Source organism: Streptomyces sp. NPDC050534, assembly GCF_044457745.1.
Taxonomy (GTDB): Bacteria; Actinomycetota; Actinomycetes; order Streptomycetales; family Streptomycetaceae; genus Streptomyces.
The window spans coordinates 1-19998 of sequence record NZ_JBITHF010000002.1 but is presented as its reverse complement, the minus strand read 5'-3'; the positions used below and the strand labels follow the sequence as shown (position 1 = coordinate 19998).

The 19998-nt window shown below is 69.6% G+C and carries 13 protein-coding genes, 1 tRNA gene and 1 rRNA gene; 3 read left to right on the top strand and 12 right to left on the bottom strand.

Annotated features, from left to right (window positions below):
* Nucleotides 1–47: 47 nt before the first annotated feature.
* Entirely contained in the window at nucleotides 48–884 is an 837-nt protein-coding gene (locus ACIBN2_RS05710; RefSeq protein WP_399132909.1) for an Fpg/Nei family DNA glycosylase, read from the top strand.
* Between the two features lie 32 nt (nucleotides 885–916).
* Nucleotides 917–1681: an SDR family NAD(P)-dependent oxidoreductase gene (locus tag ACIBN2_RS05705; RefSeq protein WP_399132908.1), complete on the top strand. Its 765-nt coding sequence runs from the start codon at nucleotides 917–919 to the stop codon at nucleotides 1679–1681.
* Here the strand turns inward: ACIBN2_RS05705 and ACIBN2_RS05700 are convergent.
* The 9 genes from ACIBN2_RS05700 to ACIBN2_RS05660 form a co-directional block, all read right to left on the bottom strand.
* Nucleotides 1629–1907, bottom strand: coding sequence for a hypothetical protein (locus ACIBN2_RS05700; protein ID WP_399132907.1), 279 nt, complete (start codon nucleotides 1905–1907; stop codon nucleotides 1629–1631). The two genes, ACIBN2_RS05705 and ACIBN2_RS05700, sit on opposite strands and share 53 nt — an antisense overlap.
* Before the next feature lie 252 nt (nucleotides 1908–2159).
* On the bottom strand, nucleotides 2160–2534 hold the full coding sequence (locus ACIBN2_RS05695; protein ID WP_019981938.1) for a helix-turn-helix domain-containing protein: 375 nt from the start codon (nucleotides 2532–2534) through the stop codon (nucleotides 2160–2162).
* Nucleotides 2535–2643: 109 nt separating this feature from the next.
* Nucleotides 2644–3189 (bottom strand): CinA family protein, encoded by a 546-nt coding sequence (locus ACIBN2_RS05690; RefSeq protein WP_399132906.1) that lies wholly within the window; start codon nucleotides 3187–3189, stop codon nucleotides 2644–2646.
* Nucleotides 3186–3905 carry a CDP-diacylglycerol--glycerol-3-phosphate 3-phosphatidyltransferase gene (gene pgsA / locus ACIBN2_RS05685; RefSeq protein WP_399132905.1) on the bottom strand — a complete coding sequence of 240 codons (720 nt, stop codon included), beginning with the start codon at nucleotides 3903–3905 and terminating at the stop codon, nucleotides 3186–3188. The genes ACIBN2_RS05690 and pgsA overlap by 4 nt, the downstream gene beginning before the upstream one ends.
* On the bottom strand, nucleotides 3902–5371 hold the full coding sequence (rimO, locus tag ACIBN2_RS05680; protein WP_399132904.1) for a 30S ribosomal protein S12 methylthiotransferase RimO: 1470 nt from the start codon (nucleotides 5369–5371) through the stop codon (nucleotides 3902–3904). The genes pgsA and rimO overlap by 4 nt, the downstream gene beginning before the upstream one ends.
* Before the next feature lie 81 nt (nucleotides 5372–5452).
* Entirely contained in the window at nucleotides 5453–6292 is an 840-nt protein-coding gene (locus tag ACIBN2_RS05675) for a helix-turn-helix domain-containing protein (protein ID WP_399132903.1), read from the bottom strand.
* 243 nt (nucleotides 6293–6535) lie between these two features.
* Entirely contained in the window at nucleotides 6536–9250 is a 2715-nt protein-coding gene (locus ACIBN2_RS05670) for a DNA translocase FtsK (protein WP_399132902.1), read from the bottom strand.
* A 124-nt stretch (nucleotides 9251–9374) separates the two neighbouring features.
* Nucleotides 9375–10055 carry a two-component system response regulator gene (locus ACIBN2_RS05665; protein ID WP_399132901.1) on the bottom strand — a complete coding sequence of 227 codons (681 nt, stop codon included), beginning with the start codon at nucleotides 10053–10055 and terminating at the stop codon, nucleotides 9375–9377.
* Between the two features lie 244 nt (nucleotides 10056–10299).
* Nucleotides 10300–15771, bottom strand: coding sequence for a HAMP domain-containing protein (locus ACIBN2_RS05660; protein ID WP_399132900.1), 5472 nt, complete (start codon nucleotides 15769–15771; stop codon nucleotides 10300–10302).
* A 376-nt stretch (nucleotides 15772–16147) separates the two neighbouring features.
* Between ACIBN2_RS05660 and ACIBN2_RS05655 the strand changes: the two genes are divergently transcribed.
* Nucleotides 16148–18901: a SpoIIE family protein phosphatase gene (locus tag ACIBN2_RS05655; RefSeq protein WP_399132899.1), complete on the top strand. Its 2754-nt coding sequence runs from the start codon at nucleotides 16148–16150 to the stop codon at nucleotides 18899–18901.
* A gap of 52 nt (nucleotides 18902–18953) precedes the next feature.
* Here ACIBN2_RS05655 and ACIBN2_RS05650 read toward each other — a convergent pair.
* From ACIBN2_RS05650 to rrf, 3 genes are all read right to left on the bottom strand, one after another.
* Nucleotides 18954–19029, bottom strand: a tRNA-Thr gene (locus ACIBN2_RS05650).
* 97 nt (nucleotides 19030–19126) lie between these two features.
* Entirely contained in the window at nucleotides 19127–19789 is a 663-nt protein-coding gene (locus tag ACIBN2_RS05645) for a DegT/DnrJ/EryC1/StrS family aminotransferase (RefSeq protein ID WP_399133943.1), read from the bottom strand.
* Nucleotides 19790–19903: 114 nt separating this feature from the next.
* Nucleotides 19904–19998 (bottom strand): 5S ribosomal RNA (rrf, locus tag ACIBN2_RS05640); the annotation flags it as partial.

The window sequence follows — 19998 nt, the reverse complement described above, 5'->3', positions numbered from 1 at the left end:
CCGATCACCGATCACCGCACGGGCGCACACCGTGCAACCCTTGACCCATGCCCGAAGGAGACACCGTCTGGCAGGCCGCGAGGCGGTTGCACGTCGCCCTCGCGGGCAAGGTGCTGACCCGCAGCGACCTCCGGGTGCCCAGGTTCGCCACGGCGGACCTCACGGGCCGTACCGTCCTGGACGTCACTCCGCGCGGCAAGCACCTGCTGACCCGTATCGAGGGCGGTCTGACGCTCCACTCACACCTGAAGATGGACGGCTCCTGGAAGGTGTTCGCGAACGGCCGGCGCTGGACCGGCGGCCCCTCCCACCAGATCCGCGCCATCCTGGGCAACACGGAACTCACAGCGGTCGGCTACCGCCTCCCCGTCCTCGAGCTCATAAGGACCCCCGACGAACAGCGGGTCGTCGGCCACCTCGGCCCTGACCTCCTCGGCCCAGACTGGGACCCGCAGCAGGCCCTCGCCAATCTTCTCGCCGACCCCGCCCGCCCCCTCGGCGAGGCCCTGCTCGACCAGCGCAATCTCGCCGGGATCGGCAACGTCTACAAGAGCGAGCTCTGCTTCCTGCTCGGCGTCACCCCGTGGCTCCCCGTCGGCGCGCTGCCCGCCGACCGCGCCGCGAAGCTGCCCGAGCTGGCCAGGAAGCTCCTCGAGGCGAACCGCGAACGCCCGGTCCGCACGACGACGGGCCGCCGCGGCCAGGACCTGTTCGTCTACGGCCGCGCACCCCGCCCCTGCCTGCGCTGCCGCACGTCGATCCGCGTCGCCGAGCAGGGCGACGGTTCCCGCGAACGCCCCACCTACTGGTGCCCCAACTGCCAGACAGGACCGGCCCCGAGCACGTCCCGAAGCTCCAGAACTCCACGCCGTACGACTAATTGACGGATCGTCAGAAACCCTCGTACGGTCCCTGCATGCCCGTCAAGGCGTACGACCTCACCGGACGCACCGCATTCGTCACCGGGGCCGCCGGCGGCATCGGCCGCGCATCGGCCGTGCTGCTCGCCGAGGCCGGCGCCACCGTCCACTGCGCCGATCGCGACGCGGAGGGCCTGCACGGGACGGCGACGCTCATCAAGGACAGCGGCGGGACCGCCCGTACCCACCAGCTCGACGTCACCGACCGGGCGCAGCTGAGAGGGGCCGTCGAGTCCTGCGGGCGCCTGGACGTGATGGCCGCGATCGCCGGGATCATGCACACCAGCCCGGTCCTGGAGACCCGGGACGAGGACCTCGACCGGGTGCTGAGCGTCAACTTCAAGGGGGTGCTGTACGCCTGCCAGGAGGCCGCACGCCTGATGCTCGAAGCGGGGACCGGCGGCAGCATCGTCACCATGGCCTCGGGCGCCGTGGACACCGGCCGCCCCGGACTGCTCTGCTACGGCGTGGCCAAGGCGGCCGTCGTCCAGCTGACGAAGACGCTGGCGAACGAGGTCGGCCGGCACGGGATCCGGGTCAACGCGGTCGCGCCGGGCTGGATCCGTACACCCATGACCGACCGCCACGAGGCCGAGGCCCAGGCGCAGACCGAGGCGATGATGGCCCGCATGGCGCCGCTGGGCCGGGTCGGCGAGCCGGCGGACGTGGCCCACACCGTGCTGTACCTGGCCTCCGACGCGTCGTCCTTCACCACGGGCCAGATCCTGCGCCCGAACGGCGGGGTGGCGATGCCGTGGTAGCCCGGGCCGCCCGCCAGGCGTCCCGCCAGCACTCCGGCCCCACAGCCCCGGCCGCCCGCGCTTTCGGCACGCAGTGCACCGGCAGCAGGCTCAGTCCCCATCCCCCGGCGGCCACCGCCCCCTCCAGCACTCCGGCGCCGGGCGCGAACGCCAGCCGCAGCACGGCCCACCACCACAACACCCCGAGCCCGAGAACCGCCCCCCGGCGCACTATCGGCCGTGCCATGGACGCCACCTCCAGCCCCGAAGCCAGACCGCCGTCACCCCCAGGGAGGGCGCACCGGCGGCATACGGGCGCAACGCACTGCGAGCCTCCACCATGACCGCCCCCGGCCGCACCGGCAAACGGACCGGCAGGGCCGTAGGAGAGCTCCCGGAAACGCGAAAACCCCGACCGCTCCTCTCCAGTTCCCCCTGGAGAGACCCCGGCCGGGGCCTTGCATATGCACGTCGGTTCACGCAGGCACGCGCGTGATCGTCACGCGGCGACCACGTCCACCGCCTCGGCGGGCGCCTTGATGGTCACCCGTTCCGGTGGCACACCGGTCACCGAAACGGAACCCAGCATCGGACGAACCGGCGTGGGGACAGACTCGGTGGCCGCAGCAGACTGGGCCAGCTCGGCGAGGGCGAGCTCGTCGCTCACTTCCCTCATGAGCTCGGACATCCGTACGTCCAGCGCGTCGCAGATGGCGGAGAGCAGCTCGGAGGAAGCCTCCTTCTGCCCCCGCTCCACCTCGGAGAGATAGCCGAGTGAAACTCGGGCGGACGAGGAGACTTCGCGCAGAGTACGGCCCTGGCGCTGGCGCTGCCGACGCAGCACGTCACCCAGCAGGCGACGGAGCAGAATCATCGGTGGCTCCCTCCTCGGACCGCGTAACCGCATCCTTCACGCCCCACCGTACCGCCTCGCGCTGCGGCCGTGCGGGGAGCGATGTCGTGTTCACTCAGGGCTGCAAACATCAAAACCCCCCGTTCTGTTCCGTATCCTGTGCCAGCTCATTCCCGGTCTGTTCGCCCGCAAGCTCCTTCAGAAGCAGTGCGAGTACGCTCCGTACACTCTCCATACGAATTTCCGCCCGGTCGCCGTTCAACCGCAGGGCCTCCACTTTTCCGCCACCGGCAGAATGAGAATGGCTTCCCAAGGGGCCGGCCACGGCCACGAACACCGTCCCGACGGGCTTGCCGTCCTGCGGTTCCGGGCCCGCCACACCGGTGGTCGCGAGGCCCCAGTCGGCGCCGAGCGCCTTGCGCACTCCCGCCGCCATCTGGGCCGCGACCTGCGGATCCACCGCCCCGCGCTGTGCGAGCAGAGCGGCGTCGACGCCCAGCAGCTCGTGCTTGAGCTCGGTGGCGTAGGCGGTCACCGAACCGCGGAACGCCTTGGAGGCCCCGGGCACCGTCGTGATGTCCGCCGCGACCAGCCCGCCGGTGAGCGACTCGGCGACCGCGAGGGTCTCGCCCCTCACTGTCAGTAGTCGCACCACGTCGGCAGCCGCAGGACTCACCCTTCCGTCTCCTCCAACGCGGCCTTGCGCTCCGCGATTCCCTGCCTGCGCAGCACAATGGCCTGTCTCACATAGTCGAACCCGGTCGCCACGGTCAGCACGACGGCGGCCGCCATCACCCACCACCTCAGGGTGGCCAGCCAGCCGGTCAGCGCCAGGACGTACATCCCGACGGCCACGCCCTGGACGAGCGTCTTGAGCTTGCCACCGCGGCTGGCCGGGATGACGCCGTACCGAATGACGAGGAAACGCAGCAGCGTGATGCCGAGTTCCCGGCCGAGGATGACGATCGTCACCCACCACGGCAGGTCGCCCAGGGCGGAGAGACAGATCAGCGCCGCCCCCATGATCGCCTTGTCGGCGATGGGGTCGGCGATCTTCCCGAAGTCGGTGACGAGGTTGTAGGTGCGCGCCAGATGGCCGTCGAACAGGTCGGTGATCATGGCGACGGCGAAGGCCGCCCAGGCGAGCGAGCGCCACGCCGGGTCGTACCCGCCGTCGGCCAGCATCAGCGCGACGAAGCCGGGCACCAGCAGCAGCCGGAGCATGGTGAGCAGGTTGGCGACGTTCCAGACGCTGGCCTGGTTCACGGCCGCGGCCGCCAGCTTCCCGCCCCTCGGGGACCTGTCGTTCTGCCGGTCGGAGGCGGCGGGGCCGGGCGGCGAGGGCTCCGCCTTGGAGGGGCCGTTCGCCGCCGATGCCGGTACTCCGGTCATCTGCCCGCCTCCTCACTACATCCGAACGGACCCGTCAGCGGCTCGGCCACCAGGTCGACGCCCTCCGTACCGACCACCTTGGCCTCGACGATACGGCCGGGCTCGAGACCCGCGCCGCTCGTGAGCAGCACCTGCCCGTCCGTCTCCGGCGCCTGGTGCGCCCCGCGCCCGTGTACGCCGTCCTCGTCCACGGACTCCACGAGCACGTGCACCGTCTCGCCCAGGCGTTCCTCGGAGCGCTGCGAGACGAGTTCCTCGGCCAGCCGGGAAACCTGTGCCAGCCGCTCCGCCACGACGTCCTCGTCCAGCTTGTTCTCGTACGTCGCCGCCTCCGTGCCCTCCTCGTCGGAGTAGCCGAAGACGCCGATGGCGTCCAGCCGCGCGCCGTTCAGGAACCGCTCCAGCTCGGCCAGGTCGGCCTCGCTCTCGCCCGGGAAGCCGACGATGAAGTTCGAGCGGACGCCCGCCTGGGGCGCCTTGCCGCGGATGGTGTCGAGCAGTTCCAGGAAGCGGTCCGTGTCGCCGAAGCGGCGCATGGCGCGCAGCACTCCGGGCGCGGAGTGCTGGAAGGAGAGGTCGAAGTAGGGGGCGACCTTCGGCGTGGAGGTCAGCACGTCGATCAGGCCCGGTCGCATCTCGGCCGGCTGGAGGTAGCTGACGCGCACGCGCTCGATGCCGTCCACCTCCGCCAGGTCCGGCAGCAGCGACTCCAGCAGGCGGATGTCGCCCAGGTCCTTGCCGTAGGAGGTGTTGTTCTCGGAGACCAGCATGATCTCCTTCACGCCCTGCTCGGCCAGCCAGCGCGTCTCGTTCAGCACGTCGCTCGGGCGGCGGGAGATGAAGGAGCCGCGGAAGGACGGGATGGCGCAGAAGGAGCAGCGCCGGTCGCAGCCGGAGGCGAGCTTCACCGAGGCGACCGGGGAGCCGTCCAGCCGGCGGCGCAGGGGCGCGCGCGGGCCGGAGGCGGGCGCCAGCCCCTCCGGCAGGTCCACGGGGCCGTGCCCGGGCAGCGCGACCTCGGCCGCGGACTCCTGGCGCTCGGCGGGGCTGATCGGCAGCAGCTTGCGCCGGTCGCGCGGGGTGTGTGAGGCGTGGATGCCGCCGCCGAGGATGGTCCGCAGGCGGTCGGAGATGTCCGTGTAGTCGTCGAAGCCGAGCACGCCGTCGGCTTCGGGCAGGGCCTCGGCGAGCTCCTTGCCGTACCGCTCGGCCATGCAGCCCACCGCCACGACGGCCTGGGTTCTGCCCTGTCCCTTGAGGTCGTTGGCCTCCAGGAGGGCGTCGACGGAGTCCTTCTTGGCGGCTTCCACGAAGCCACAGGTGTTGACGACCGCGACGTCCGCGTCCGCGGCGTCCTCCACGAGGTCCCAGCCGTCCGCCTCCAAGCGGCCTGCGAGCTCCTCCGAGTCCACCTCGTTACGGGCGCAGCCAAGGGTGACGAGTGCGACGGTACGGCGTTCAGGCATGCGCTCAAGACTACTTTGTCTCTCCGACAGCCCACGTCGACGGGGCTGGCGATCTTCGCCGGCCCCGCGGCACCGCATCAGCTAGCCGACCTGTGGGTCGCCCTTCGTGTACGTCAGACGCTCCACCGCACCGGGCTGGAAGCTGTTGTCGATCTTCTTGCCGTTGACGAAGAGCTGGATCGCGCCCGCGTCGCCGAGGACGAGGTTGATCTTCTGGCTGTCCTGGAAGGTCTTGGAGTCGCCCTGCTTGAGGAGCCCGTCGAACAGGAGCCGGCCGTTGTGGTCCTTGGCCGAGATCCAGCTGCGGCCGTCGGCGGCGCTCACCTGGACGGTCACCTTGTCCAGGGGCGCGGCCGCGATGGCGCTGTCCGAGGGATTCGTCTTCGGGTTGTCGGACTTGCTCTTCTTCGGCGTGGGCGAGGCGGACTTGCTGGTCGAGGGCGTCGATCCCTCGGCGACCTGCGCCTTGCCACCGCCGTTGTCGCCGCCCTTGAACGCGGTGAACCCGACGAAGCCGACCACGGCGACGATGGCGGCGACCATGGCCGCGGTCCAGTTGGGCCCGCGCCGCTCGGGGCGGATGCGTTCCGCCTCGAAGAGGGGGGCCGCCGGGGTCGGCGCCGGACGGCCGCCGTGCTCGGCGTCGTACTGCGCGAGCAGCAGGGCCGGATCGAGATGGACGGCCTTGGCCAGGGTCCGGATGTGACCCCGGGCGTAGACGTCTCCGCCGCAGGGTGCGAAGTCGTCCGCCTCGATGGCGTGCACGATCGAGATCCGGACCCGGGTGGCGTTGGTGACGTCGTCGACGGTCAGCCCGGCCGCGATACGGGCCTGCCGGAGAGCATGACCGATGGAGAGGCGGGCTTCCTCGCGCTCGTCTTCGAACGGACGCTCGTCTTCAGGAGAGTTGCCGATGGACACGGGGGCGCCTTTCGAGCGTTAGCCACCTGTGCTGGAGGTTCAGTCTAGGGGGGGTACAAATGGGTGGGGCAACCGGGCGGAGGAGCTTGTTAGCCCATCGGTATGGCCGGACACGCCGATGGCGGTGTACACACTTGCCGCTTCCCTCAACTTGACGTACGCCGAAGGGAAACGGTTGCTCAATGATCCCTTACGGGTGAGTCACGATCCGACATCGCTCGCCCCTTCGATCGCGCCTTTCTCTCAAGCCTCCCCGCGGATCACCGCGAGCACGCCGTCCAGCTCGTCAGGCTTCACAAGAACGTCACGAGCCTTCGAACCCTCGCTGGGCCCCACGATGTTCCTCGACTCCATGAGGTCCATGAGCCGCCCGGCCTTGGCGAAGCCGACGCGCAGCTTGCGCTGGAGCATGGACGTCGAGCCGAACTGCGTGGAGACCACCAGTTCGGCCGCCTGGCACAGCAGGTCGAGGTCGTCGCCGATCTCCTCGTCGATCTCCTTCTTCTGCTTGGTGCCCACCGTGACGTCGTCCCGGAAGACCGGCGCCATCTGGTCCTTGCAGTGCTGGACGACGGCCGCGACCTCCTCCTCGGTCACGAAGGCGCCCTGCATACGCGTCGGCTTGTTCGCACCCATCGGCAGGAACAGCCCGTCGCCCTTGCCGATCAGCTTCTCGGCGCCGGGCTGGTCGAGGATGACGCGGCTGTCGGCGAGCGAGGAGGTGGCGAAGGCGAGCCGCGAGGGCACGTTCGCCTTGATCAGACCGGTCACGACGTCGACCGACGGCCGCTGCGTGGCCAGCACCAGGTGGATGCCGGCCGCACGCGCGAGCTGTGTGATGCGCACGATCGCGTCCTCGACGTCGCGCGGGGCGACCATCATCAGGTCGGCGAGCTCGTCGACGATCACCAGCAGATACGGGTACGGCTGGAGCTCGCGCTCACTGCCCTCCGGCGGCTTCACCTTGCCGTTGCGCACGGCCTCGTTGAAGTCGTCGATGTGCCGGAAGCCGTACGCGGCCAGGTCGTCGTACCGGAGGTCCATCTCCCGTACGACCCACTGGAGCGCCTCGGCGGCCCGCTTCGGGTTGGTGATGATCGGCGTGATCAGGTGCGGAATGCCTTCGTAGGCGGTCAGTTCGACCCGCTTGGGGTCGACGAGGACCATACGGACGTCCTCGGGAGTGGCGCGGACCATGATGGAGGTGATCAGGCAGTTGATGCACGACGACTTGCCGGAACCAGTGGCTCCGGCCACCAGCACGTGCGGCATCTTCGCCAGGTTGGCCATCACGTAGCCGCCCTCGACGTCCTTGCCGAGCGCGACCAGCATCGGGTGGTCGTCCTCGGCGGCCGCCGCGAGGCGCAGCACGTCGCCGAGGTTGACCATCTCCCGGTCGGTGTTGGGGATTTCGATGCCGACCGCGGACTTGCCCGGGATCGGGCTGATGATCCGCACGTCCGGGCTGGCGACGGCGTAGGCGATGTTCTTCGTCAGCGCGGTGATCCGCTCGACCTTCACGGCGGGGCCGAGTTCGACCTCGTAGCGCGTGACCGTCGGCCCGCGGGTGAAACCGGTGACGGAGGCGTCGACCTTGAACTCGGTGAAGACGTTGGTGAGCGAGGCGACCACCGCGTCGTTGGCGGCGCTGCGCGACTTGCCGGGGCCGCCGCGCTCGAGGAGGTCGAGCGAGGGCAGAGAGTAGGTGATGTCCCCGGACAGCTGGAGCTGCTCGGCGCGCGGCGGCAGGTCGCCGGGCTCCGAGGGCGCGGGTTTGGTGAGGTCCGCGACCTCGACCTTCAGCCTCTCCTGCTTGGGACGGGCCGCCGGCACGGCCTTGGGAGCCGGAACCGGAGCCGGTGTCGGCGTGCTCTCCTCGCGGTCCCCGACGCTCACGCCCTGGGTGAGGTCGGCGACGATCGGCGAGGGGGGCATCCCGTGCATGACCGCGCCGTCGAGCGCGGCGGCGGCCGCCGCGGCGACGTCCACGGCGTCCATGGGGCGCGCCATGTCGGGCTGCGGCACCGCGGAGCGCCTGGGCCGGCCACGGCGCTTGGAGAGGGCGTCCTGCTCCGCCGTGTCGGGGTCGTAGGACTTCGGGGCCGGACCGCGCCTGCGCGGGCGCGCGGGCAGCCCGTCGCGCCACTGGTCGTCGTAGCGCTCGTCGTCCTCGGCGAAGTCGTCGTCCTCAGGGTCGTGCAGGACGCCGAGCTTCACGCCGAGCAGCCGCAGCCGCTGCGGGATGGCGTTGACGGGAGTGGCCGTGACGACGAGCAGACCGAAGATCGTCAGCAGCACCAGCAGCGGTACGGCGAGCACCTCGCCCATCGTGTACGTCAGCGGGGTCGCCGCGCCCCAGCCGATGAGGCCGCCGGCGTCCCTTATGGCCTGCATGCCGTCGCTGCGGGCGGGCGCGCCGCAGGCGATGTGGACCTGACCGAGCACGCCGATGACGAGCGCGGACAGGCCGATCACGATGCGGCCGTTGGCCTCGGGCTGTTCGGGATGCCGGATGAAGCGCACGGCGATGACCGCGAGCAGTATCGGCACGAGCAGATCGAGACGGCCGAAGGAACCCGTCACCAGGATCTCGACGAGATCGCCGACCGGGCCGCGCAGATCGGCCCAGGTGCCCGCGGCGACGATCAGCGCGATGCCGAACAGCAGCAGCGCGACGCCATCCTTGCGGTGCGCCGGGTCGAGGTTCTTGGCGCCGTTCCCTATGCCGCGGAACACGGCGCCGACGGCGTGCGCGAGGCCCAGCCAGAGGGCGCGCACCAGCCTGTAGACGCCGCCGGTCGGACTCGGTGCCGGCCTCGGGGGCGGCGCCGCCTTCCTCGCGGCGGGTTTCCTGGCGGTCGCCTTCTTCGCCGGAGCCTTCTTCGCGGCGGCCTTCTTCGCCGGAGCCGCCGCCTTCTTCGCGGGCTGCTTCTTGGCAGCGGAGGGACGTGAGGCCATAGGTGTGAGGTTACCGGTGGAGACGCCAACCGACACGTGTGCCCACTGCTTCACCCGTTCGTGTCGCCCTGAAGCGGGCGCGGAACTGACGCGTCCTCATACGCAACTGGTCCGCGCCGGAACGTCAGTTCTGCGAGGACACCGACGAGGCGCTGCCGGCACCCGGTTCCAGGGCGTCCAGTGCCCGCCGCAAACCCGTGAGTTTGCGTTCGAGATGGGCTGCGGTGGCCACCGCCGCCGCATCCGCCGACTCGTCGTCGAGCTGCTTGGACAGGGCCTCGGCCTGCTCCTCGACCGCCGCGAGCCGCGCCGACAGCTCGGCGAGCAGACCGGCCGGCTCCTTGGCCTCACCGACCGCGGCCTTGCCGCCGCCCTCCAACTGGAGCCGAAGCAGCGCCGCCTGCTCCCGCAGCTGGCAGTTCTTCATGTACAGCTCGACGAAGACGGAGACCTTGGCGCGCAGCACCCAGGGGTCGAACGGCTTCGAGATGTAGTCCACCGCGCCGGCCGCGTACCCCCGGAAGGTGTGGTGGGGGCCGTGGTTGATCGCGGTGAGGAAGATGATCGGGATGTCCCGGGTCCGTTCTCGCCGCTTGATGTGCGCGGCTGTTTCGAAGCCGTCCATGCCCGGCATCTGGACGTCCAGCAAAATGACCGCGAAGTCGTCCGTGAGCAGTGCTTTGAGCGCTTCCTCCCCGGACGATGCCCGCACCAGCGTCTGATCGAGCGCAGAGAGGATGGCCTCCAGCGCCAGCAGATTCTCCGGCCGGTCATCGACCAGGAGGATCTTGGCCTTCTGCACCATGGCCCGCCCTCCTCGCCCCGGCTGTGCACCGGGCGCCGCCCCTGGGGACGACTCCCTTTCGCCGCCCGTCCTTGTGCCGGTCATCGTAGCCGCACCCCGCTCGTCGCCACACCCTGTCACCGCGATGTCACTGTGCACGTAGCAGAAACGTAGCGGGAGATCAGAAGGTTCCCCGAATCCCGTACTTCTACACGGCGTCGGCCACACTGAGTCAGCAACTCCGAGTGAACATCGATGGTTCCCGTCACTCCTCTCGCATCCACTGTTCCATCACCGACAGCAGGTGATCGGGATCGACCGGTTTGGTCACGTAGTCGGAAGCGCCCGACTCGATCGCCTTCTCCCGGTCGCCCTTCATCGCCTTCGCCGTCAGCGCGATGATCGGCAGGCCCGCGAACTGCGGCATCCTGCGGATCGCCGTCGTCGTCGCGTACCCGTCCATCTCGGGCATCATGATGTCCATCAGGACGACCGCGACATCGTCGTGCTGTTCCAGGACCTCGATGCCCTCACGGCCGTTCTCGGCGTACAGCACCGAGAGTCCGTGCTGCTCCAGGACGCTGGTCAACGCGAACACATTACGGATGTCGTCGTCGACGATGAGCACCTTCTGGCCGCCGAACCGGACGCCGCGGTGCGGCTGCGGCGTGGTGGTCATCTGCTCGGCCGACCACTGCTCCGGGGAAGCGGTGATCCGCTCCGCGTCGAGGCCGCTCCTGCGGCGGCGCCGGAAGAGCGCGGCGGCGCCGTTCTGCGTCTCGCGGTACGACTTCACCTCGGCCGGCGTCTCGATCTCCGCCTGCGCGAGCTGGGCCAGGTCCGAGGCGGACACCAGATCGCCCGCCTCCAGGGCCGGCAGTGCCTGCTGGTAGCCCTGCGGCGGCAGTTCGCTCGGATGCAGTGGCAAATACAGCGTGAACGTCGAACCGCGTCCCGGTTCGCTCTGTGCGTGGATCTCGCCGCCGAGCAGCTGGGCGATCTCCCGCGAGATCGACAGCCCCAGGCCGGTGCCGCCGTACTTGCGGCTCGTCGTGCCGTCCGCCTGCTTGAACGCCTCGAAGATCACCCGCATCTTGCTGGCGGCGATGCCGATACCGGTGTCGGTCACCGAGAACGCGATCAGGCCCGCGTCCGGATCGCTCAGCGAGCCGGTCTCGAGCAGCTGCTCCTTGATCCTCACCGGGACGTCCCGGCCGGCCGGCCGGATCACCAGCTCGACCGAGCCGGAGTCGGTGAACTTCACCGCGTTCGACAGCAGGTTCCGCAGCACCTGGAGCAGCCGCTGCTCGTCGGTGTGCAGCGTGGCGGGCAGCTCGGGAGAGACCCGTACGGACAGGTCCAGGCCCTTCTCGGCGGTCAGCGGCCGGAAGGTGGCCTCCACGTAGTCGACGAGCTGGACGAGCGCGATACGCGTCGGGGAGACGTCCATCTTGCCCGCCTCGACCTTCGACAGGTCGAGGATGTCGTTGATCAGCTGGAGCAGGTCGGACCCGGCGCCGTGGATGGTCTCGGCGAACTCGACCTGCTTCGGCGTGAGGTTCGCGTCCGCGTTGTCGGCGAGCAACTTGGCCAGAATCAGCAGGGAGTTGAGCGGCGTACGCAGCTCGTGCGACATGTTGGCGAGGAACTCGCTCTTGTAGCGCATGGAGACCGCGAGCTGCTCGGCGCGCTCCTCCAGGACCTGCCGAGCCTCCTCGATCTCGGTGTTCTTCACCTCGATGTCACGGTTCTGCTGGGCCAGCAGCTCGGCCTTCTCCTCCAGTTCGGCGTTGGACGCCTGGAGGGCTTTCTGCCGGTTCTCCAACTCGGCGGAACGCTCCCGCAGTTGCTCGGTCAGTTCCTGCGACTGCTTCAGCAGCTGCTCGGTCTTGGTGTTGACCGAAATGGTGTTGACGCTGGTCGCGATCATCTCCGCGATCTGGTTCAGGAAGTCCTTCTGGATCTGCGTGAACGGCGTGAACGAGGCCAGCTCGATGATGCCGAGCACCTTGCCCTCGAACAGCACCGGAAGGACGATCACCTGCGCGGGCGGCGCCTCGCCGAGGCCGGAGGAGATCTTCAGATAGCCGCTGGGCGCGTTCTCCACCAGGATGGTGCGCTTCTCCTCGGCGGCCGTCCCGATCAGCGCCTCGCCCGGCCGGAACGACGTCGGCATGGAGCCCATCGAGTAGCCGTACGACCCCAGCATGCGCAGTTCGTACGCGTCCTCGCTCTCGGCGCTGAGGTCCTTGCCGTCGACCAGCGGCATCGCCACGAAGAACGCGCCGTGCTGCGCGGAGACCACCGGCGTCAGCTCGCTCATGATCAGCGAGGCCACGTCCTGCAGGTCGCGCCGGCCCTGCATCAGCGCGGAGATGCGGGCGAGGTTGCCCTTGAGCCAGTCCTGCTCCTTGTTGGCGATCGTGGTGTCGCGCAGGTTGGCGATCATCTTGTTGATGTAGTCCTGCAGTTCCTGGATCTCGCCGGACGCGTCGACGTCGATCTTCAGGTTCAGGTCGCCGCGGGTCACCGCGGTCGCCACGCGCGCGATGGCGCGCACCTGCCGGGTGAGGTTCCCGGCCATCTCGTTCACGGACTCGGTGAGGTCGCGCCAGGTGCCGTCGACGTCACGCACGCGTGCCTGACCGCCGAGCGCACCCTCCGTACCCACCTCGCGGGCGACCCGGGTGACCTCCTCGGCGAAGCTGGACAGCTGGTCGACCATCGTGTTGATCGTCGTCTTGAGCTCGAGGATCTCGCCGCGGGCGTCGATGTCGATCTTCTTGGTCAGGTCACCCTTGGCGATGGCCGTGGTGACCATGGCGATGTTGCGCACCTGGCCGGTCAGGTTGGACGCCATCTGGTTCACGGACTCGGTGAGGTCCTTCCACGTGCCGGACACACCCGGTACGTGCGCCTGGCCGCCGAGGATGCCGTCCGTGCCCACCTCACGGGCCACCTTGGTGACCTGGTCGGCGAACGAACTCAGCGTCTTCACCATGGTGTTGAAGGTGTCGGCGAGCTGCGCGACCTCGCCGCGCGCCTCGATCGTCACCGTCCGCGTCAGATCGCCGTTGGCGACCGCCGCCGCGACCTGGGAGATGTTGCGCACCTGCACGGTCAGGTTCTTGGCCATGAGGTTGACGTTGTCGCTGAGGTCCTTCCAGATGCCGACGACGCCCGGCACGTGCGCCTGGCCGCCGAGGATGCCCTCGGTGCCCACCTCACGGGCCACCCGGGTCACCTGCTCGGCGAAGCTGGACAGCTGGTCGACCATCGTGTTGACCGTCGTGACGAGTTCAAGGATCTCGCCCTTGGCGTCAACAGTGATCTTCTTCGACAGGTCGCCCTTGGCGACCGCCGTGGTGACCTCGGCGATGTTGCGCACCTGGATGGTCAGGTTGTTCGCCATGAAGTTCACGGACTGCGTGAGGTCCTTCCAGGTGCCGGAGACACCCTGGACCTCGGCCTGACCGCCGAGCTGGCCCTCCGTGCCCACCTCGCGGGCGACCCGGGTGACCTCCTCCGCGAACGACGACAGCTGGTCGACCATCGTGTTCAGGGTGTTCTTCAGCTCCAGGATCTCCCCGCGCGCGTCCACGGTGATCTTCTGCGACAGGTCACCTCGGGCCACCGCGGTGGCGACCTGGGCGATGTTGCGCACCTGGGCCGTGAGGTTCCCGGCCATGCCGTTCACGGAATCCGTCAGGTCCCGCCACACGCCGGCGACGCCGGGCACCTGCGCCTGACCGCCGAGGCGGCCCTCCGTGCCCACCTCGCGCGCCACCCGGGTCACCTGGTCGGCGAACCCGGAGAGCTGGTCGACCATCGTGTTGATGGTGTTCTTCAGCTCCAGGATCTCCCCGCGCGCGTCCACGTCGATCTTCTGCGACAGGTCACCTTGCGCCACCGCGGTCGTGACCTGGGCGATGTTGCGCACCTGGGCCGTCAGGTTCCCGGCCATGCCGTTGACGGAGTCGGTGAGCTCCTTCCACGTACCGGCGACGCCCGGTACGACCGCCTGACCGCCGAGGCGGCCCTCCGTGCCCACGTCCCGGGCCATCCGCGTCACCTGGTCGGCGAAGGACGACAGCTGGTCCACCATCGTGTTCACGGTGTTCTTCAGCTGGAGCATCTCGCCGGAGACGTCCACGGTGACCTTCTGCGACAGATCACCGTTGGCCACGGCCGTCGTCACCTGGGCGATGTTGCGGACCTGCCCGGTGAGGTTGCGGAATGCAGTGTTGACGGAGTCGGTCAAGTCCTTCCAGGTACCGGCAGCACCCGGCACCTGCGCCTGTCCGCCCAGCTCACCCTCGACACCGACCTCGCGCGCCACGCGCGTGACCTCGGAACCGAAGGACGACAGCTGGTCCACCATCCCGTTGACGGTGTTCTTCAGCTCGAGCATCTCGCCGGCCACGTCGACGGTGACCTTCTGGGAGAGATCACCGTTGGCCACGGCGGTCGTCACCGCGGCGATGTCCCGCACCTGGATCGTGAGGTTCCGGAAGACCGTGTTGACGGAGTCCGTCAGGTCCTTCCAGGTGCCCGCGGCGCCCGGCACGTTCGCCTGACCGCCCAGCTGCCCCGCGGCACCGACCTCGTTGGCCACGCGCGTGACCTCGTCCGCGAAGATCCGCAGCGTCTCGGTCATCTGGTTGATCGTGTCCGCGAGCTGCGCGACCTCGCCACGTGCCGACACGGTGACCTTCTGCGACAGATCGCCGTTCGCGACCGCGGTGGTCACCTGGGAGATCCCGCGCACCTGGGCCGTGAGGTTGCCGGCCATGAGGTTCACCGAATCGGTGAGGTCCTTCCACACACCGGCCACACCCGGCACCTGCGCCTGGCCACCGAGCTCGCCCTCGGTGCCCACCTCGCGCGCGACCCGCGTCACCTCGGAGGAGAACGACGACAGCTGGTCGACCATCGTGTTGACGGTGTTCTTCAGCTCCAGCATCTCGCCGGCGACATGAACGGTGACCTTCCGCGACAGGTCGCCCTTGGCCACCGCGGTCGTCACCAGGGCGATGTCCCGCACCTGGGCCGTCAGGCGGTACGCCATGGTGTTGACGGAGTCCGTGAGGTCCTTCCACGAACCCGACATGCCACGCACGCGTGCCTGGCCGCCCAGCTTGCCCTCGGTGCCCACCTCGCTGGCCACGCGCGTGACCTCGTCGGTGAACGTCGACAGCTGGTCGACGAGATTGTTGACCGTACGGCCGACCTTGAGGAACTCCCCGCGCAGCGGATGCCCGGTCCCATCCGGCGCCTGCGTCCGCAGCTCCATACGCGGCGACAGGTCACCGTCGGCCACCGCGGTGAGCACCCGTCCGACCTCGGAGACGGGCCGTACGAGGTCGTCCACGAGGGCGTTGGACGCCTCGATGGCGGCGGCCCAGGAACCCTCGTAGGCGCCCGTCTCCAGCCGCTCCGTGAGCTTGCCCTCGCGGCCCACCATGCGCCGCACCCGCGACAGCTCACCGGTCAGATGCAGATTGCGGTCGGCGACCTCGTTGAAAACCGCAGCAATCTCCGACATCACGCCGTCCCCGGACACCGTGAGCCGCTTTCGGAAGTTCCCGTCGCGCATCGCCACAAGAGCCGCCATCAGCCGGTTCAGGGACGCCGAGTCCACCGAAGTGGTGCCGCCGCGCGGTTTGCGTTGATTGCTCAGGGACTGTCCGCCTTTCGCGCGCGTTTTAGTGCCCCGCGTCGCTGCGCCAGACTCCACTGTGTCCCTCCCGCAGGGGTCGACCGTTACTGCTGTGCTCCGGTACTTCCGTTCGACGTACCAGTTACTGCTGCGTATTCCTGCCGGATATACCAGGCCACACCCCGGGCTGCTGCCCACTGCGCGCGGAAGTCACTCGGCCTGCCCGGACCTTCACAAGAAGCTTGCCCAGTGTTTCACCCTGCTTGAACCCGGCCATAACAGTTCGGCAGCTTCGCACATCGTCCGCACACCCTCTGGGCGGAAACACTGCAGACCGGCATCCGCATGGACGGCGAAGGTAAGTAACCTTGCATGCGGCTGTCCAGCCACGCCGGTCCGTCCGGCCTGGGCGGTGGCACGAGCACGAGCGGGCATCGGAGGGCGGCCGCACAACATGACCACCGGACTGATCCCGGGGGAACAGCCCCCGGACCCCCGGCCGACGGGCGGTCTGCCGCATCAGCGGCACGAGCCGGTCGGCCAGGCAGCCCTGCCCGTCGACAACCGGACGAGGAGTTCTGTGATCACCGCGCGTGCGGCCGCCAGCTTCGAGCCCGTCGGGCGATCGGTCGCGACCGCCCGATCGTTCGTCCGCGACACTCTCCAGGGCTGGGGCTTCGCCGACATCGTCGACGACGCTGTGGTCCTGACCAGCGAACTCGTGACGAACGCCGTCGTGCACGCGGGCACCTCCGCCGACGTTCTGTGTCTGCGCAGCGACGAAGGTGTACGGATCGAGGTCGCCGACCACTACCCGGAGCGCGAGATCCCCCTCCAGGGCTCCCCCGTCACCATGGGCAGCCCGGACCGCGAGGGAGGCCGCGGCCTCCAGCTCTGCGCGGCGCTGGCCGGCCGCTGGGGCGTCGAGTACACGCCCACGCACAAGCAGGTCTGGTTCCAGCTGGACCTCCCCGAGCGCGCGGTCGGCACCCGCGCCGCGGGCCCGTCCCTGCCCTCCGCCCTCCTCCCGGTCGCCGACGGCCGGGTCCGCGTCGCGGTCGTCCAGATCGACCGCACCGGCTCCATCACGGCCTGGAACGAGGACGCGGAGGAGCTCTTCGGCTACCCGGCCGAACAGGTCACCGGCAAGCCCCTCACCGACCTCGCCGCCTGGCCGCACACCCCGGGCACCAGCACGGGCATCGCTGAGGCGCTCCAACTCTCGCGCTGGGAGGGCAGTTACGGCATAAGAGATGCCGGCGGCCGCGTCCTCCCGGTGTACGCCTCACACCTCCGTGTCCGTGACACGGGCGGCGAACCGTCCACGGTCTGCCTCCTCGTCCGGGACCACGAACGGGCCGTTCTCCAGACCCCGTTGCGCATGCCGCCGTCGGACAACGTCGCCGGCGGCGAGGGCCAGAGCAACGACCCCTTCGAGGTCTTCATCGGCTCCCCCGCCCCCGACGACCTCGACGGCCTCCTGCAACGCACGGTCGAGCGCGCCCGCGACATGCTCGACGCCGACTCCGCCTTCCTGCTCCTCGCGACCGACGACGAAACGGAGTTGGAGGTCCGCGCCTCCACGGGCCTGCCCTCCGCCCGCCAGCGCTTCGCGCGCGTGCCCGTCGAGGCGGGCCCCGGCCGCTACGGCTCGGCCCGCATGCCGGCCGTCCACGACGACCTCTCGGCCGTCCCCGGAGCGGTCCCGCTCCTCAGCGGCACCGGCATGCGCTCGGTCGTCACGGTCCCCCTGAAGGTCGAGGGACGACTCACCGGCTCCCTGGGCGTGGCCGCCGAGAGCGCGGGCAGATACTCCAACGAGGAGGCCCTGCGCCTCCAATTCGCCGCCGACCGCATCGCGTTGGCCGTCGAGTCGGCCCGCCTCGGCGAGCTGGAACGCCTTCGCCGAGGCTCCCTGAGCTTCCTCGTCGAGGCCTCCGACCTCCTCGCCGGCACCCTGGACCGCGACCAGACCCTCGCGCTGATGGCGCAGATGACGGTCCCCACCCTCGCCACCTGGTGCGCCGTCTACACGATCGCCGACCAAGCCTCCGAGCCGTACCTGTCGTACGTCCTGCACGAGGACGAGGAACTCATCGACGGCATCAAGTCGTTGCTCTCCAAGGTCCCGGCACCCGACCCGGTGCCGACCCCCGGCGCCCGCGTCTGGACGGCCCCCGGCGAGGTCGCCCACCGGGCGGCCCTGCGCAGCTCCATGCGCAGCCTGGGCCTCAGCGGCGGCCCGACCCACCAGATCGCCTCAGGCATCGGCCCCACGCTCGCCACGGCCTCCGCCGTGGGCGGCGAGACCGTCGTCCTCCCGCTGGTGGCGCGCAACCGCGTCATCGGCATGCTGACCCTCGGCAAGCCCACCGACGAGCACTTCCGTCAGGAAATCCTGGAACTGGCCGAGGACTTGAGCCGCCGAGCGGCCCTGGCGCTGGACAACGCCCGCCTGTACTCGGAGCGCACCGCCATCAGCCAGTCCCTCCAGCGCAGCCTCCTGCCGCCCGAGCTCCCCGAGATCGGCGGCGTCGAGGTCGAGGTCATCTACCGCGCGGCCGGCGAGGGCAACGAGGTCGGCGGCGACTTCTACGACCTCTTCCCGATCAGCGACGGCGCCTACGGCTTCGCCATCGGCGACGTCTGCGGCACGGGCCCCAACGCGGCCGCCGTCACGGGCCTCGCCCGGCACGCCCTGCGCCTGCTGGCCCGCGAGGGCCTCAGCGGCCCGGCGGTCCTGGAGCGACTGAACTCGGCCATTCTCGACGAGGGCGCCCGCAGCCGCTTCCTGACGCTCCTCTACGGCGAGTTGAGGCCGCAGGAGGACGGCAGCGCACAGCTCAAGGTGGTCTGCGCCGGCCACCCGCTCCCGCTGCGCCTGCGCCAGGACGGCACGGTCGAACCGGCCGCCGAACCCCAGCCGCTGCTCGGCGTCATGGACGACCTCGAGCTCTACGAGCAGACGGTCACCCTCGACCCGGGCGACGTCCTCCTCTGCGTCACGGACGGCGTCACGGAGCGCCGCGAGGGCACCCGCATGCTGGGCGACGACGGCCTCGCAGACGTGCTCACAACCTGCACGGGCCTGACGGCCGGCGCGGTCGCGGCCCGGATCATGCGCGCGGTCGAGCGCTTCGCCTCCGACGCACCGTCCGACGACATGGCCATCCTGGCGATGCGGGTACCGGGCCTGCACAAGGACTGAACGGTCCCCGAACACGGAAAAGGCCCCGCCCAATTGGGCGGGGCCTTTCGACTGGAGCCCCCAAACGGAATCGAACCGTTGACCTTCTCCTTACCATGGAGACGCTCTACCGACTGAGCTATAGGGGCCTGTCACCTTTTCGGGGTTCCCCCCGCGGCAACGGAATAGATCATACCCCGTAGGGACGGGTGCTCCCAACCGCCTGATCCCGTCCCGCACACCTGCTCAGAAGGCAGGCTGAAGCAGTCCGCCCAGCGCGTTGCACGCACCGACGATCCGCTGCATGTCCCGCTTCGTCAACCCGGCGTCCACCGGCAGCGCGAGCGTCTCGTCGGCGGCCCGCTCGGTCTCCGGCAAGGCCACACAGCGGCGGAATTCCGGCAGCCGGTGCACAGGCGTCTTCACCGGCACCCGAGCCTCAACTCCCCTGGCCCGCACGGCCCGGGCGAACGCGTCCCGGTCCGGCCGCCCATTGCCCGGCACCCGCACGATGTACTGCTGGTACGTATGCCCGTCACCACCGTCGGGCGTGCGCACACCCCTCAACTTGGCGTCGAGATAAGCCGCCCGCTCCCTGCGCTGAGCCACTTCGTCGTACGGCACCTCGGACTCCCCCTGTTCCAGCACCAGGAGCCCGCGCCGCTGCCCCACTCCGTGCAGCCGAGCGATATCGGCCGGCCGGCCGAAGCGGTGGACGACAACGACCGCCGCCGTCCGCGAAGTTACAGCCGCCTCGACGGCGGACGGATCGATGCAGTACGTCACCGGATCTATGTCGGCGAACACCGGCAGCGCTCCGGCCATGGTGACGGCCTGAGCGACCTCGACGTTCCCGAAGGCCGGTACGACGACCTCGTCACCGAGCCCTACGCCGGCGGCCCTGAGCATTGCAGCAGTACCCATGCTGCGGATGGTTGTTGCACAACGTGAACTTCAAGTGACGCAGAACAAAAAAGGGTTGGACCCTGAACCGAAGTTCAGGGTCCAACCCTTTGAATGATTGTTCGGCGGCGTCCTACTCTCCCACAGGGTCCCCCCTGCAGTACCATCGGCGCTGTAAGGCTTAGCTTCCGGGTTCGAAATGTAACCGGGCGTTT